Origin of the sequence: Nostoc sp. DedQUE08, assembly GCF_034530895.1 — a bacterium.
Classification (GTDB): Bacteria; Cyanobacteriota; Cyanobacteriia; order Cyanobacteriales; family Nostocaceae; genus Nostoc.
Genome location: NZ_JAVRCD010000081.1, coordinates 1 through 14,679, shown reverse-complemented (window position 1 = coordinate 14,679; position 14,679 = coordinate 1). Strand labels below are relative to the sequence as shown.

15 protein-coding genes, 1 tRNA gene and 1 pseudogene are annotated in these 14,679 nt (G+C 43.1%); 6 read left to right on the top strand and 11 right to left on the bottom strand.

Annotation, left to right across the window (positions count from 1 at the left end; all coding sequences use genetic code 11):
• The first annotated feature begins 103 nt into the window (after positions 1-103).
• Entirely contained in the window at positions 104-973 is an 870-nt protein-coding gene (locus RMY64_RS33070; protein ID WP_322691621.1) for a helix-turn-helix transcriptional regulator, read from the top strand.
• Between the two features lie 133 nt (positions 974-1,106).
• Here RMY64_RS33070 and RMY64_RS33065 read toward each other — a convergent pair whose 3' ends face one another.
• The 5 genes and pseudogenes from RMY64_RS33065 to RMY64_RS36955 all read right to left on the bottom strand — a co-directional run.
• A complete protein-coding gene (locus RMY64_RS33065; protein ID WP_322691622.1) occupies positions 1,107-1,745 on the bottom strand; it encodes a histidine phosphatase family protein in 639 nt (212 codons plus the stop codon).
• A 289-nt stretch (positions 1,746-2,034) separates the two neighbouring features.
• Positions 2,035-2,898, bottom strand: a complete 864-nt coding sequence (locus RMY64_RS33060; protein WP_322674746.1) for a fructosamine kinase family protein — start codon at positions 2,896-2,898, stop codon at positions 2,035-2,037.
• Between the two features lie 147 nt (positions 2,899-3,045).
• Positions 3,046-4,326: a pitrilysin family protein gene (locus RMY64_RS33055; RefSeq protein WP_322702258.1), complete on the bottom strand. Its 1,281-nt coding sequence runs from the start codon at positions 4,324-4,326 to the stop codon at positions 3,046-3,048.
• 334 nt (positions 4,327-4,660) lie between these two features.
• A complete protein-coding gene (locus tag RMY64_RS33050; protein ID WP_322674744.1) occupies positions 4,661-4,828 on the bottom strand; it encodes a hypothetical protein in 168 nt (55 codons plus the stop codon).
• Between the two features lie 7 nt (positions 4,829-4,835).
• A pseudogene (locus tag RMY64_RS36955) lies at positions 4,836-5,063 on the bottom strand (DUF3011 domain-containing protein); the annotation flags it as partial.
• Between the two features lie 222 nt (positions 5,064-5,285).
• Between RMY64_RS36955 and RMY64_RS33045 the strand changes: the two are divergent.
• Positions 5,286-5,924: a DUF4241 domain-containing protein gene (locus RMY64_RS33045; RefSeq protein WP_322674743.1), complete on the top strand. Its 639-nt coding sequence runs from the start codon at positions 5,286-5,288 to the stop codon at positions 5,922-5,924.
• Between the two features lie 182 nt (positions 5,925-6,106).
• Here RMY64_RS33045 and aspS read toward each other — a convergent pair whose 3' ends face one another.
• From aspS to RMY64_RS33030, 3 genes are all read right to left on the bottom strand, one after another.
• Positions 6,107-7,894 carry an aspartate--tRNA ligase gene (gene aspS, locus RMY64_RS33040; protein WP_322674742.1) on the bottom strand — a complete coding sequence of 596 codons (1,788 nt, stop codon included), beginning with the start codon at positions 7,892-7,894 and terminating at the stop codon, positions 6,107-6,109.
• 406 nt (positions 7,895-8,300) lie between these two features.
• On the bottom strand, positions 8,301-8,951 hold the full coding sequence (locus RMY64_RS33035; RefSeq protein ID WP_322674741.1) for a hypothetical protein: 651 nt from the start codon (positions 8,949-8,951) through the stop codon (positions 8,301-8,303).
• Between the two features lie 146 nt (positions 8,952-9,097).
• On the bottom strand, positions 9,098-9,367 hold the full coding sequence (locus RMY64_RS33030) for a hypothetical protein (protein WP_322691626.1): 270 nt from the start codon (positions 9,365-9,367) through the stop codon (positions 9,098-9,100).
• A 148-nt stretch (positions 9,368-9,515) separates the two neighbouring features.
• Here RMY64_RS33030 and RMY64_RS33025 point away from each other — a divergent pair, with 148 nt between their 5' ends.
• Both RMY64_RS33025 and RMY64_RS33020 read left to right on the top strand, forming a co-directional pair.
• Positions 9,516-10,199: a response regulator transcription factor gene (locus RMY64_RS33025; protein ID WP_322674739.1), complete on the top strand. Its 684-nt coding sequence runs from the start codon at positions 9,516-9,518 to the stop codon at positions 10,197-10,199.
• Positions 10,196-11,710 (top strand): sensor histidine kinase, encoded by a 1,515-nt coding sequence (locus tag RMY64_RS33020; RefSeq protein ID WP_322702257.1) that lies wholly within the window; start codon positions 10,196-10,198, stop codon positions 11,708-11,710. The genes RMY64_RS33025 and RMY64_RS33020 overlap by 4 nt, the downstream gene beginning before the upstream one ends.
• 234 nt (positions 11,711-11,944) lie before the next feature.
• Here RMY64_RS33020 and RMY64_RS33015 read toward each other — a convergent pair whose 3' ends face one another.
• Both RMY64_RS33015 and pyrE read right to left on the bottom strand, forming a co-directional pair.
• A complete protein-coding gene (locus RMY64_RS33015; RefSeq protein ID WP_322674737.1) occupies positions 11,945-12,271 on the bottom strand; it encodes a hypothetical protein in 327 nt (108 codons plus the stop codon).
• Between the two features lie 16 nt (positions 12,272-12,287).
• Positions 12,288-12,911 carry an orotate phosphoribosyltransferase gene (gene pyrE / locus RMY64_RS33010; RefSeq protein WP_094347288.1) on the bottom strand — a complete coding sequence of 208 codons (624 nt, stop codon included), beginning with the start codon at positions 12,909-12,911 and terminating at the stop codon, positions 12,288-12,290.
• A 106-nt stretch (positions 12,912-13,017) separates the two neighbouring features.
• On the opposite strand from pyrE, the gene RMY64_RS33005 reads away from it, so the two are divergent.
• Entirely contained in the window at positions 13,018-13,452 is a 435-nt protein-coding gene (locus RMY64_RS33005; protein ID WP_322674735.1) for a hypothetical protein, read from the top strand.
• A gap of 98 nt (positions 13,453-13,550) precedes the next feature.
• Here the strand turns inward: RMY64_RS33005 and RMY64_RS33000 are convergent.
• Positions 13,551-13,623: transfer RNA gene (locus RMY64_RS33000), tRNA-Ile, on the bottom strand.
• A 295-nt stretch (positions 13,624-13,918) separates the two neighbouring features.
• Between RMY64_RS33000 and RMY64_RS32995 the strand changes: the two genes are divergently transcribed.
• Positions 13,919-14,620, top strand: coding sequence for a hypothetical protein (locus RMY64_RS32995; protein WP_322674734.1), 702 nt, complete (start codon positions 13,919-13,921; stop codon positions 14,618-14,620).
• Positions 14,621-14,679 lie beyond the last annotated feature (59 nt).

The window sequence follows — 14,679 nt, the reverse complement described above, 5'->3', positions numbered from 1 at the left end:
CAATTATTTCTATCTGTCCATGCACTTGAGGTTAATATCCTGATTTACAATTATAAATAGAATTATGGCACAACTAAATTAAAAGTGCAAGTATATTTTGGGAATGCCGAGAAAAAAAGAAACAATTACACTGTCAATTCCGCCAGGAACTAAGGAACAACTAGAAGCGATCGCTCGCCAACTCAATATTACTTGGGGCAAAGAACCCAGTATTTCGGGCTTAATAGTGGCGATTGCACAACAATCTGTAGAGGTCGGAAAGCCTTTCACCCTTGACTCAAACCAAGTTAACGCTTTACACAAAGCTATCAAAGCTCTGAGTGATGCAGGTCAGATAGGGGAAGCTCAAACTATACTTACACTTTTGTTAGAGCGTAGTAATATTGAAGCTCCCTTGCGTCAATCGCTGATGAAACAACTGAGTCAACCTGCTCCTGCATGGCGAATTCAAATTGAAGAGTTAATCAAGAGACAACAGCCTTTCTACCTTGTTTATCAAAACTCTCAAGGTGATGAACTAGCATATACAGTTCGCTATGCTGAAGTTCGTTTCTTTGAGAGACGTTTTTACTTAATGATTTGGTGTGAAGAAACTCAAGACGTAGAAAACGATATTCCTGATTTACCAGAACTATGGCACAATCGGTGCTTGCGTCTAGACCGCATCGAATCAATGGCAACTATACCCGCCAGTGGAAATTGGCGTGGAGAACTAGGTTATCTAGAAGTGTACTTGCATTTTCGCCAAGGCTTAGTTAAAGCTTATCAACCTAAAGAAGATGACATTAAAGATGAAGTAATTGGAGATGTTCGCCAAGTCGTGCGAAGAGTAGTTAATGATTTTTGGTTGATACGAGAAGTTTCGCGCTATTGGGAAGATTGCGTGATTGTATCACCTGAGAGTCTGCGCGATCGCCTTAAACAAAAACTCCTCACCCTCTGCCAGTTATACGACATCGAAACCAGGAGTTAAGTCTTGACGAGGAGAGGGAAGCGGAAAAACTTTTGATTGCTGGAAAGAGAGTAAAACTCAAAGCCTCTCTCCTCTTAGGAGAGAGGTTTGGAGAGAGGTCACACTGTATTGCACCCAAACCAGAACCGCTATATTATGTTCCCGCACGAGAGCGAATACGATCGGGTATATGATGGCGATCGCCTAAGATTTCTAACAAGGGGCCATTAACGTCAAATTTAACCATACTTACCGACGCGACCAAAATATTCACCCGATAGCGATAGCGTCCCAAATCAATTCCCAGTAAACTGCAAAGCATAATCCGAATCGTAGCTTTATGAGAAACTACTAAAACATTACCTTGGGGATGTTTTTCTTGAATTTCAGCAATTACAGGCATAGAACGGTTAGCAATATCTACCGCAGTTTCTCCACCTAGTGGTGCATTCCAAGCGGGTTCTGTCACCCATTTTAGATAGTTTTCTGCGTAATTCTCTTGGGCAAACGATTTACTCTTAGTTTCCCATTCGCCGTAACTACCTTCTCTAAGTCCGTCACGCAACTGCATATCTATACCGATAGCATCACAAAATGGCTTGGCAGTTGCAATTGTGCGTTTCATTGGGCTAACATAAACCCCTTCCCACTTCAATTGTTGATAAACATCGGCAAAAGCGGATGCCATCTGCATCCCCTCTGTTGTCAACTCCGCATCAGTTTCACCGCAGAAATTACCACTTTGACTAAAGGTAGTTTCTCCATGTCGCAGTAAATATAAATTGAGTGTCATAGCTTGTATGCGATTGGGATAAAGGAGTTTGTGCAAAAATAAAATACCATCAATCTCGCAATCGAGTCTGTGACACCAGGACAAATTCAGAAGGCAGGTGGTCACTGAGCGTAGTCGAAGTGAGGCAGAAGGGAACCCACATTTAAAAACGTGGGATTATTGAAGTAAGGACGCCGCTAGATGCTCCACTTGGGGCAAAGCCCGAAGACCGCACTGATTCCCTTGTGTCTCGTGGCACTTTCCGCGACGCCGTGTCACTAGTTTTGCACTTTAATTTAATCCGCATCCCTTATCGTAAAATCTGGTCAATCATCCTATTGGCTTGCGAATCGTAACTACCCCCAAATAAATTGAAGTGATTCAAAATGTGATACAGGTTATAAAGCGTTTTTCTCTGCTCATAGCCTGCATCTAACGGAAACACCTCGTTGTAACCCTTATAAAACGTTGCAGGGAAACCACCAAATAATTCGGTCATGGCGATATCAACTTCTCTATCCGCAAAATAAGTTGCTGGATCAAATATCACTGGTTCTCCCGATGCAGTACACCCAGCATTTCCGCCCCATAAATCGCCATGTACTAAAGAAGGTTGCACCTGATGATCCGCCAATAGTTCCGGGATAGTTGCTAGTAACTTGTCTTGTTGGGGAAAATTACCTCCCCGTCGCCTTGCCAACTGAAATTGATAACCCAGGCGATGTTTAATATAAAATTCCGTCCAGTCTGCTGTCCAAGTATTAATTTGAGGTGTAGAACCAATAGTATTGTTAATTTTCCATCCAAAAACTTGACTATTGCTAGTTTTATGCATCGCCGCTAACTTGCGTCCCATTTCTAGCCACGAATTGCTATTACCGCTACCAAGTTCCAACCATTCCAGGACGATGTAGCTAGAATTATCAGCAGTACCCCAGCAAATTGGTTTGGGGATGCGAATACTAGCTGTTGCTAGCATTTCCTTTAAACCCAACGCCTCAGCTTCAAACATTGCAACTTGGGATGCAAGGTTTTGTTTGACGAAGTAGGTTATCTCACCATTAGAGACAGCATAACCTTGGTTGATGCACCCGCCACCAACCGATCGCCGTTGCTGACTCTGAAATTTTTCGCCAGTCATCTGACTAATATGGGTGTCGATTTGAGTCCACATGATTCAATTGGGGAGTGGGGGATGAGGGAGCAGGGGGAGCAGGGGAGCAAGGGAGCAAGGGAGCAAGGGAGAAGTTGCAGTAAGTCTTTCCCCTCTGCCTCTTGTGCCCAATGCCCCATGCCCTATTCCCAATTTTTAATTTTTAATTTACGGCTTGACAAAAACTACACCATAAGCATCTGGAGATAGATACTTTTTGGCTGCTTGCATCAAGTCTGTTGCATCTTGGCTCTGAATTATCGCCGGGTAGTTAAAGGCGGGTTCCAAATTTCCCACCAAAGACTGATAATAACCATACAACCCAGAGCGATCGCTTGGTGTTTCGTTGCCAAATATAAATCTGTTAGCTACTCGCTGCCGTATACGGGCAATCTCTGATTCTGTTATCAACTCTGTTTGTAGTTTGCTAATGTGTTGAGCGATCGCATCCTCTACAACTGCTAAATTTTCCACTGCACATTTAGCTGAAATATAAAATACCCCTTGTAGCTCGTTGCTCATGTTGCTCACAGAAATTGAAGAAACTAATCCCCGTTCTTCCCGTAAATCCCTTACCAGTCTTGATGTCCGTCCGTGTCCTAAAATTCCGGCTAAAACATCTAATCCATAGGTACAATCTAACTGAGTCATTCCGGGAACCCGCCAAACCATTACTAGTCTTGCTTGTTGCAGACTTTCATCAATAAATTCTCGACGAACAATTTCTGTAAATGGTGATTCAGGATTCAGGGGGGAGTGGGGAGTAGGGAGTGGGGAGTGGGGAGTTTTAGTGGCTTTTGTAAATCCTTCCGCAACAGTTGCGATTAATTCTTCTACGGGCAAATTGCCCACAGCCACAGCCGTAATTGACTGGGGTTGATACCAATCAGCATGAAAATCTCGCATCTGCTGGGGTTTAAGTCCGGCAATCACCGATTCTGGCCCCAATACCGCACGACGATAGGGTAGATAATCAAAAGCTGTCTCCATCGCCCGCCGATATGTACGCCGCTGGGGATTATCCTCTGAACGCCTAATTTCTTCTAAAACTACCAATCGCTCGCGTTCAAAAGCATCATCAGGAATACTCGCATTTAATACTACATCTATTTGTAGTGGCGCAAGCTCGGCAAAATCTTTGGGGGCAGTAGTTATATAGTAATGAGTATAGTCTTGGCTAGTAGCGGCATTAGTAACAGCACCCCGTTCTTCAATTCGACGTTCAAACTCGCCGCTTGCCAGTCGCTCTGTTCCTTTAAAAATCATATGTTCTAAAAAGTGAGCCATGCCGTTAATAGCATCAGGTTCGACAGCAGAGCCAACTTTTATCCATAAGTTAAGGTTTACGGCTTCAACTGGCATTTGCTCGGCAATGATTGTCAAACCATTGGGCAATTGGTGCAGCGTCGGAGCATTGAGACGGGGAAGTTTCCGCAGGGTTGAGGTCATTGCTACTTGTGTGTGAGGAGCATGTTACTCTCTTATCTTATCTGCGACTATAAAATAAACACTGCGATCGCTTCTCTACAAAAAAAGAAGCGATCGCATTAGCAAGATACGCAAAGAATACTTGACAGCTTGTGTACTTCATCAACTTGAAATTAGTTGTATATACCGGAAACATCTATCCAAAGTTTTGAAACTCTGGATAGATGCTTACTAGACACGCTGTTGAAAGCAATGTTTGATTAACATACATAGAAATCAATACCCTCTTAGAGTTGATAAGGGCTTTACTTATAAAAGTTAGCAGAAGTAAGTTTCTTAATTTCTGCTTAACTATCTATATTGATGCAATACCCAGTCTCCTATCTGTCATATCTATCGTTTCGATCGTATCTGTCATATCTATCGTTTCTGCGATCGTATCTGTCATATCTATCATTTCGATCGTATCTGTCATATCTGTCGTTTCTGCGATCGCCAACTGAAAACTCAGCTCGGCAACCATTTTTCACCCAAATACGATTTCTCCGATAGCCCCAATTTCCTCTACAACTGGTGTTAGACAATTGCCTAACAAGCCTCACTCTGCCTCTTGTATTTACCGAACAAGTATTCCTTCGATTATTTTGGCTTGCACAAGTTATTATCTCGTCAGCTGAAGCTGGGGCAGCAATACTCAAAAGTGTACCGATACCAAGACTAGCAACCAGAAAGGTCGCAGCAATTGTGGGAAGGCGCATAATCATAATAATAAAATGCTAGATTTCTTCCAAATCTCAGAAACAAAAACTATAGTAATTCTAGCAAATTGCATTCATAGCCAATGCATAAATCAGATTAAATGCAAAAAATATTTGCACTTTTAACTTCATCAAAGACAACAGCTTCTATCAAGCACTTAAGCATTGCAAGGGTTTGAACTATACTTATGCTACAATATCTATTTCAAACGTTATACAAAAATGGATACTATTAATTTTTATAAAGCTTTAAGAGGTGAAAAACTATCTAGTTCAATTGGAGATATTACATTTACAACCCATTATGTTGGGGAATTAATTTTAACTTCAGGAAGATTAGTAGCTTGTGACCCACTTGCTTTTCCTGATAGTGAAGCTTTTCAAAAGTCTTTACCAATTGGTAAATATCCTGTTTTCTTAATTGTTGCTCATTATCCAAGAAATAATGACCAAAGAGTGGCTTATGCCATAATTCGTATTAGCGAAGAAAGTCCCATAAATTGGAAATTAGGTATTTGCTCTGATGAAGAACTAGCTTCGCTTACAGAAAATGACACCTTGGGTTATCCAGTTGATTCTGGAGTTGGCTGCTTTATGGATTTTGATGCAGTAAAGATTCTTGATGATTCAATATACTATGCACACAGTGCTAATCCCCAAGAAGAAAGCTTGATAGACCTGATTCAAGATGAATTAAGAAAAAATTACAGACCTACATGGGATTGGGCAAATGTTTGTATAGATAAATCTACTCAATTAAATATAATTGCTTTTTCATCAGGGTATGGAGATGGTTGTTATCCAACCTACTTTGGATACGACACCGAAGATAAAATTGTTAACGTTGTCACTGAGTTTTGAATATTAAAATAATCAAAATTGCCGTTGGATTATACAAGTAGTACTCCAACCCAAAGAGCGCAAAGGGTTTGTTTTGTTTCCAAAACAACGGGTGATAGGGCGCACCTTGGGTTGGCTTGTTTGGTATTGGCAATGAAACAAACGATATTGCTGTTTATGCCGCCTAATTGGATAAAGTCGAGTTAAGACTTTGGTTTATAAGTCGAAGCAACGTGTAATTCTTTCAACTGTTTAGCATCTACACTCGAAGGCGCATCTGTTAACAAACAACGTGCTTGTTGTGTCTTTGGAAAAGCAATGACATCCCGAATGGATTCTTCTCCAGCTAGCAACATTACCAAACGATCTAAACCGTAGGCGATGCCACCATGCGGCGGCGTACCATATTCAAATGCTTCTAAAAGAAAGCCAAATTTACTTTGTGCTTCTTCAGGAGATAACCCAATCGCTTCAAACACTTGCTGTTGAATTTCTCGTTGATAAATCCGCAGACTCCCGCCGCCAATTTCTACGCCGTTGAGTATTAAGTCGTAAGCTTGGGCGCGTGCAGTCTTTAAGTCGCTCAAATCATCAGGATGTGGTGCTGTAAACGGGTGGTGTAATGCTTCTAGACGTTTTTCGTCAGCATTCCACTCGAACATCGGGAAATCTGTAATCCACAGTAAGTTGATTTTTTCTGGATCGATTAGGTTAAATTCTCTTGCGATCGCTTGCCGTAATCTATCTAATGTTTTATTAACTGTAGCAGCTTCCCCTGCCCCAAACAACAGCAAATGTCCAGCTTTTGCACCTGTACGGCGCAAAATTTCTTGTTTTTGTTCTTCGCTTAAGTTGTCTTTAATCGCGCCAATAGTATCAATTTCGCCATCATCCCTGACGCGGATATAAGCTAAACCTTTCGCACCGGCTTCGCTGGCTTCTTTAAATAAATCGCCGCCTGGTTTAATGCGGACATTAGAAATTACATCGTTACCGTTGGGAATGGGCAGAATTTTGACGATACCACCATTGGTAACAGTATCCCGAAAGACTTTGAAACCAGAGTCTTTGACGATATCTGAGACATCCACTAATTCCAAACCATAGCGTGTATCTGGTTTATCACTACCGTAACGTTCCATCCCCTCAGCATAAGTGAGACGAGGGAAAGGGCGCTGTAACTCAATGCCTTTAACTGTTTTGTAAATATGGCAAACTAAATTCTCATTTAGTTCGATAATTTCTTCTTGGGACATGAAGCTCATTTCCATGTCCAACTGCGTGAATTCTGGTTGTCTGTCGGCGCGTAAGTCTTCGTCACGAAAGCAACGGGCAATCTGATAATATCTATCTAAGCCGGATACCATCAGCAATTGTTTAAATAGCTGGGGTGATTGCGGCAAAGCATACCATTCACCAGGATTGACGCGACTAGGTAGAACATAATCCCGCGCTCCTTCTGGGGTAGAACGGGTAAGAATTGGGGTTTCGACTTCGATAAAACCTTCCAAATCTTCTAGATAACGACGCATGGCTTTGACAATTTGATGACGCAGTTGCAAATTTTGCGCCATACGTTCGCGTCGCAAATCCAAATAACGATATTTCAGCCGTAAGTCTTCTCGCACTGTTTCAGTGTCAGCTACAGAAACTTGGAAAGGTAACTGTTTGCGAACAGCATTGAGTAGTTCAATTTTATCGGCGTAGATTTCTACCTCGCCTGTGGGGATGCGGGTATTCAACGATTCTTCGGGACGTTGTGTTACCCTACCAGTGATTTCGACAACATATTCATTTCGCAGGGCGTTCGCATATTCGTAAGAATCTGGGGTGCGTTGCGGATCGCTGACGATTTGGACAGTTCCAGAGCGATCGCGTAAATCTAAAAATATCACACCACCATGATCGCGGCGACGGTCTACCCATCCGTAAAAGGTAACAGTTTCTCCAATATGTTCTTTTCGGAGTTCGCCGCAATAGTGAGTTCGCATAAGTCTTAGTTATTGTTTCCGGGCTAGATTGGCAAGAAAATGTCAAAGCCTTCCCATTATCTAGCATCAATAGTAATTGTAGTAGTTCTGGTGAAAGAAAAAATCAAATAATCTCACACTATATATACAGCATCTTTCATCTATTTGAACTACACCCAATACTTGTCGGGTTTTGGGGGAAAGGGACTCATGTTAACGTGAGTTCGACAAGCCCTTTTTTGACCTCTCCCCCAACCCCTCTCCGACACGGAGAGGGGAGCCAAAACCCTAATTTCTCGTTGCTCCTCCCTTTCCCCGTGGGAGAGGGAGGTTGTCCGGGAGAGGTTCATCGAACTCACGTCATGTTAAAGGGGAAAAAACCTTACCTGTTGTAGGGGCACAAGACCTTACGCCCCTACTGCGTGTTCTATGGTTGATTAGGACGATTTTCTTGGGGAGAGGCTCCGCCATCGCCAGGAGGATGAGGTGGAACACCTAGTGCGTCGATTAACTGTTGTTCAGTGACACCCAGCTTTGCTGCTGCGGCTTTAAAATCAGGTCTGGGTGGGCGTTGATTGCGATCGCCTGGATTTGGCTCCTTGGCTGGAACTCCTAGCGCCGCCTTTAACTGGGCTTCTGTAACTCCTAATTTGGTTGCTGCGGCTTTAAAATCAGGTCTGGGTGGGCGTTGATTGCGATCGCCTGGATTTGGCTCCTTGGCTGGAACTCCTAGCGCCGCCTTTAACTGGGCTTCTGTAACTCCTAATTTGGTTGCTGCGGCTTTAAAATCAGGTCTGGGTGGGCGTTGATTGCGATCGCCTGGATTTGGTGGATTGGCTGGAACTCCTAACGCCGCCTTTAATTGGGCTTCTGTAACTCCTAATTTGGTCGCTGCGGCTGCAAAATCAGGTCTGGGTGGACGCGGCTGTTCGTTTGATGGTTCGTTGGGCGGTTGTTGCGCCTGTGCAATTCGCTCGAATTGATTAGCAGCATTTGCTTGATTGAGTGAAATCAAACCAAATGTGCCAATCAGAACAGGAATCGCTGTTACTACTAATACTCTACGAATATTCATCATTAAATCTCCAAAGGTTTATATTTCTAATTAAGTCTTCTCAAAATAACAGTTTGCCCTGTTTCTAAATTACAAAACTGTAATTTAGAAACAACAATACTCTGATGAGATCGCCGCTGAGGGCGAGGCAAAATGCAAGGGTGCATAAATTAACGGTTATTGCGTTCTACCCGGTTTTGAACTGCTTCTTGATTATGAGGTTGGGGACGTTGGGGAGTACGCTTTTTCTGATGTGGACGAAGTTTAGAATGTCTAATTTGTGGTTTTTCATCAGATATTTGCCGTTTGTTGGGCTGTTGTGAAATCTCGGCGTTCCGATGAGGTGGATTAGCGGCATTTGCCTGATTGGGTGCAACAAAACCGAATGTACCAATCAAAAAAGGAATTGCGGCTACAGCTAAGACTCGACGAATATTCATAAAAATCAACCTTTAAAAGCTACGGTGTTCATATTTATAATTGAGCCACCTCAAAATTACAGCTTTCCTATTTTCTAAATTACAGTTTTGTAATTTGAATAAAAAATAATGAATTTAGAATAGAAGAATATATGAATTAATAAATGCTGTGAATGTTCTGTTTGTTGAAGATGAAGCGAAAATTGCTAACTTTGTCCGGGCTGGATTAAAGGAGCAGGGATTTGTTGTAGACTACTGCGATAACGGTGATGACGGATATCTGCGGGCATTAGACAACGAATATGATGCGATCGTACTCGACATTATGATGCCGGGAAAAGATGGACTATCAATTCTAAAACTATTACGGCGGCAAGGTCGGAACGCTCCGGTAATTTTGTTGACGGCTCGGAATGAACTAGACGATCGCTTGCAAGGGCTAAATTTGGGAGCGGATGACTATATCGCTAAACCGTTTTTTGTGGAAGAATTAGCAGCTAGAATTCATGCCGTTGTGCGTCGGAGTGTAAGCGATCGCCAAAATCTACTTTGCGTTGGGCCGATCAAACTCGATCGCATCACTAGAGAAGTCACTTGCGATCGCCAAGCGATAGAACTCACCAGCCGCGAGTTTAATCTTCTAGAATATCTCATGCGTTCTCCCGGACGGGTTTTCACTCGTACTCAAATTTTAGAACACGTTTGGGGCTACGATTTTAACCCCAACACCAACGTTGTGGATGTTTGTATCCAGCGAATTCGTAAAAAGATTGACCCCATCGATCAAGTAGTCTGGATTGAAAGCATTCGAGGGGTTGGATATCGATTTCGCAAGCCAGATTCTTCATCATGAAACTTCCTTCGTTTCGACTCCGCATTGCTCTGTTGTCTGCGGCTCTAGCTGGCAGCACATTAGTCGGATTTGGCGCGGTTTCCTGGTTTCAGATTTACAATGCTAAGATTAGCCGCCTGGATGCAGAACTATTAAATCACTTGATGCGGGCAACTCCGAACTTTCCTCCACCAGAGGAACCTCCCACTGGCGCAGCCTTTTCCAAAAAAGAAAATTCACGCGAGCGATCGCGATGGCAGTTTTACGAAGATTCCTTATCTTATGCTTTCGGAACCAATACAAAAACCCCCGTCGCCCTGGTGGTGCTGGACGCAAATAACAACATCCTTTATCAATCCAACTCCCTACCTACCGATCTTGAGGTGAATCGTCTGTTGCTGAAGCGTCTTGAGTTGGCACCTCTACCACCGTCGCCGAAGAGAGAACCACCACCTTTACCCTCCACTACCAATCCATCCTTGGAGCGGCCGCCGCTAATTCGTCCACGCCCACCTCAATTTGTCACAGAGCAGACAAAAACAGCAGTCTGGCGGATTGGAGCAACTAAATTTCCCAATGCTCAGATTGCCATTGCCGTTAGCTTGCAAGCCGTAGATCGAGATATGGCTATCATTCGCAATATCTTCCTGGTTTCAATTCCGGGAGCGCTGCTGCTGGTTGCGGTGGGAGCATGGTTAGTTTCTGGCGGTGCTTTGCGTCCCATCCGGCAATTAACGGGCGTAATTCAACAGGTAACTGTCAAAGGGCTAGATCAGCGGATTCCCATTGGGACAACTGATGTTGAATTTGTCGAACTGATTCAGGTGTTTAACCTGATGTTGTCACGCTTGGAACGTAGTTTTACCCAAGCTTCCCGCTTTAGTGGTGATGCGGCTCATGAACTAAAAACCCCACTGACTATTTTGCAAGGCGAACTAGAACGAACACTCCAACAGGTCGATCCCGGTAGTGAAGTACAACAGCGCCTAAGCAATTTGTTAGATGAGGTGCGCCGCCTGAGTGGAATTATGCGAAAACTCTTGTTGCTATCTCTGGCAGATGCCGGAAAAATGAGCTTGTATCTGGTTGAAGTGGATATGTCTGAGTTGCTGATGGAGATGCTAGAAGATGTGGAAATGCTAGCTCCCCAGTTGACAGTGCAAACTGACTTTACTGATGGGTTGTGGGTAAAAGGCGATCGCGATCTTTTAATTCAAATTTTGCAAAACCTATTTAGCAATGCAATTAAATACAATCTCGCCAACGGCTGGATACAAATTCGCGCTCATCAAACTCCAACAACTCTTCACGTCACCATTGTCAATACATCAAAAGATATTCCACTCAGCGATCACGATCGCATTTTTGACCGATTTTATCGCGGCGATCCCTCACGTAACCGCAAGGTAGAAGGAATCGGACTAGGACTGAGCCTAGCCCGAGAAATTGCCAGGGCACATCGTGGCGACCTTACTCTTGATTTAACACTTTCTGGTCAAACAGCATTCACCCTCACCTTACCGATGAAGTAATCCCTCTTTTATTACTACAAGAAGCCGAAAAAAGTAATACCAATTTGAAAAAAGAATGCGACAAATAGACCATTTGTAGAGACGCGATTCATGAGCCAGCGCGTTGCGGGGGTTCCCCCCGTTGTAGCGACTGGCGTCGCGTCTTTACCCAAGAATGTGTTGCAATCATTAATTGAATTGGTATAAGTACAATACCGCCATCGAAAGAGCGATCGCGCAAGCTCATTGCATTGATTAATTCAAAGCATCAGCGATCTTAAGACCAAGGTGCTGCAATGCTTTTTCTTTGACAAATTCAGCTGCACTACGAGCCGATTCCGCCAAAATAGTATCAGTGTTTGGAGTCAACTTCAGCGCTCCTCCCAGATATCCCAAAGCTTTGCAATAATCATCAGTCAAGTTAGTAGATGCCAGTCTCTTTACAGTTTGATAATCGCCACTCTGAAAAGCTGTTAACGCTTTGTGGTGTAAATCATTTTCTGGCTTTCCTAGTACTTCAAGAATTGCGCTCACAGCTTTATCAACTTTTTCTTGTGTTAGTGTGGATACTGTTGCTTGCATATTTATCTCCTTTAGTTCATGAATTTGCAAGTTGTCGGTAGCGTTCTTGAACTTCCTGAATCGAAAACAAAGTTTCAAACTTCAACCCTGCTGACTGGTACAACTCACCTCCCCCTTGTTGTCGATCTACCAGTGAAATTACTTGATTTACGGTATAACCTGCATCTTTAAGACGCTCAACCGCTTTTAGAGCAGATTGCCCAGTTGTGACTACATCTTCCAAAACTACTACTTTTGCGCCCTCTGGTAAACTGGGGCCTTCTATATAAGCTCTTGTTCCATAACCCTTGGCTTCCTTGCGAATAATCAGCGCTGGGATTGGGCGGTTTTCATAAACAGAAACTATACTCACTGCTGTCACAATTGGATCGGCTCCCATTGTTAAACCACCTACAGCCTGTGTATCTACAGGTAATAAAGGAAATAGTAATCGTCCGACTGCTAAAGCACCTTGAGGATGGAGTGTTACCTGTGTCTTATTGACGTAATAAGAACTACGCAGCCCAGAAGATAAGAGAAAATCACCCTCTTGATAAGCAAGTTGGCAAAATAAATCTAGTAACTTGTGGCGTAAAGTGGTCAAATCAGAAGTGGTTGCCCAAATATCTGAGTGGGTAAGAGTTTCAGTAGGATACGTCATTACAAAACATTAAAAGTTGTGCTACACCAAAGGTTGAACTCATCAGAGTTCTGAACTTCAGCATAAATTAAGATTCGCCCAAAGCAAAAGTTGAGGAGTCAAAAACGTGCGTATAAAATTTAAAACCTTTGGTGGTTTATTGGTGCTGCTTGCTGCTGGTATTGCTTTTCCCTCTATTGCATCTGCCCAAACGGCAACACCCAATTCTGAAACTATGAATGATGTATTTGAACGAGCTTATTTTCGTCACGATCGCAATTTCTACGAAAATAGTAGCAGCCTCAAGCGTCAGCTAGACTCATTTTTCGGATCTGGTTCTGGTTTCGGTGGTTCCTTCCCAGAAAATGAAATTGCCCGCGACGCCAATTTGGTTAATACTTTATATCATGATGCCCTGACTCAGCAAGTTGGCAACGATCCTTATATTCGTACTCCTGATTTACCAAATCCTTATGACACATCGTTGCTCGTGTCTCCTCGCTATAGCAACAAACTCAAAGTAGGAACAGAATTCAGGTTTGAAACATTACCATCTCGGTAAGATTGGGGAGTGGGGAGTGGGAAAATGCAGGTACAAGGAGAATAAACCATGCCCAATGCCCCATGCCCCATGCCCCATGCCCATTTTTTATGATTCAGTGCGCCCTGCTGGAATCGAACCAGCCTGAAGACGAATTATGAGTTCGTTGCCTCCCCAATCGGCCAAAGGCGCTTGTTTTTTGGTGTGTGGGTTGCTACGAGAAAATTACTTCAACTCTTAGGTCAACCTTATTTACTAAATTTAGAGCGAGCAAAATACCTCACGCACTGAGTTTAGCCAATTCAATGAATATAGCACAAATTTACCACGTGTGAATACTGGACAATAGTTTATTAGATTTTTATACTACATAATTTGATCATAGATATAGTGCAAACTAATATTGATTAAGTTCCTTTAAGGATTGAGGTCAAAAGCTTCACTATTCTTAAATAGACCAGCATTCTATTGTGATAGCTTGTCAGCGATGAAAATAAATTCTACTGTACTTCTTACTTTGATTTTGTTAATTCTGATGATGGGAGCAGGTTCTGTGAGCGCGTTATTGGGCTTTGAACTGGGGAGTTCAGCACTTAAAGGCGTGACTACACCAGATGGGCGTCCTACAACTAAATTTGCCAGCAATAAGGCAAATAGCTCTCAACAGGGAGGGCTAGTGCTATTAAAAGAGGAAGAAATTCTGAAAATAGTCAAGGCGCGAATTGAGGGTAAGACCAAAGCCGCTAAATCGGAAAAGCCCGAAGAAGATGATGAAGAAACCAATAGCAGCAAGCAGAAGCCAGAGGAAAAACCCCCAGAAGTAGTTGAAGAAAAGCCCCTACCAGGTTTTCCGGTTACTGCCCAAAGTCAGGGTGTAACAATGACTGTACAATCTGCTCGCTACTCTGGTGGTGATTTACTACTGAAAGTGAAAATGCAGAACAAAGGTAAGGATTCTGTGCGCTTCTTGTATAGTTTTTTAGATGTTACTGATGACAAAGGACGAACCCTGAGTGCAAGTACAGAGGGTTTACCAACAGAATTGCCTGTAAATGGGCCAGCATTTTCAGGTACAGTAAGCATTCCTACAGCTTTACTTGATGATGTCAAGAAAATATCACTTGCTCTCACTGATTATCCCGCTCAACAATTGAAGCTAGAGGCATCGAATATTCCTGTAGAAAGGTAGGAGAGGACTGGGGACTGGGGACTGGGGACTGGGGACTGGGGACTGGGGACTGGGGACTG

Excerpts from the sequence above, each read along its gene's own strand:
- RMY64_RS33070 (WP_322691621.1), top strand. The coding sequence starts at position 104 with ATGCCGAGAAAAAAAGAAACAATTACACTGTCAATTCCGCCAGGAACT.
- RMY64_RS33065 (WP_322691622.1), bottom strand. The coding sequence starts at position 1,745 with ATGACACTCAATTTATATTTACTGCGACATGGAGAAACTACCTTTAGT.
- RMY64_RS33060 (WP_322674746.1), bottom strand. The coding sequence starts at position 2,898 with ATGTGGACTCAAATCGACACCCATATTAGTCAGATGACTGGCGAAAAA.
- RMY64_RS33055 (WP_322702258.1), bottom strand. The coding sequence starts at position 4,326 with ATGACCTCAACCCTGCGGAAACTTCCCCGTCTCAATGCTCCGACGCTG.
- RMY64_RS33050 (WP_322674744.1), bottom strand. The coding sequence starts at position 4,828 with ATGGTTGCCGAGCTGAGTTTTCAGTTGGCGATCGCAGAAACGACAGAT.
- RMY64_RS33045 (WP_322674743.1), top strand. The coding sequence starts at position 5,286 with ATGGATACTATTAATTTTTATAAAGCTTTAAGAGGTGAAAAACTATCT.
- aspS (WP_322674742.1), bottom strand. The coding sequence starts at position 7,894 with ATGCGAACTCACTATTGCGGCGAACTCCGAAAAGAACATATTGGAGAA.
- RMY64_RS33035 (WP_322674741.1), bottom strand. The coding sequence starts at position 8,951 with ATGATGAATATTCGTAGAGTATTAGTAGTAACAGCGATTCCTGTTCTG.
- RMY64_RS33030 (WP_322691626.1), bottom strand. The coding sequence starts at position 9,367 with ATGAATATTCGTCGAGTCTTAGCTGTAGCCGCAATTCCTTTTTTGATT.
- RMY64_RS33020 (WP_322702257.1), top strand. The coding sequence starts at position 10,196 with ATGAAACTTCCTTCGTTTCGACTCCGCATTGCTCTGTTGTCTGCGGCT.
- RMY64_RS33015 (WP_322674737.1), bottom strand. The coding sequence starts at position 12,271 with ATGCAAGCAACAGTATCCACACTAACACAAGAAAAAGTTGATAAAGCT.
- pyrE (WP_094347288.1), bottom strand. The coding sequence starts at position 12,911 with ATGACGTATCCTACTGAAACTCTTACCCACTCAGATATTTGGGCAACC.
- RMY64_RS32995 (WP_322674734.1), top strand. The coding sequence starts at position 13,919 with ATGAAAATAAATTCTACTGTACTTCTTACTTTGATTTTGTTAATTCTG.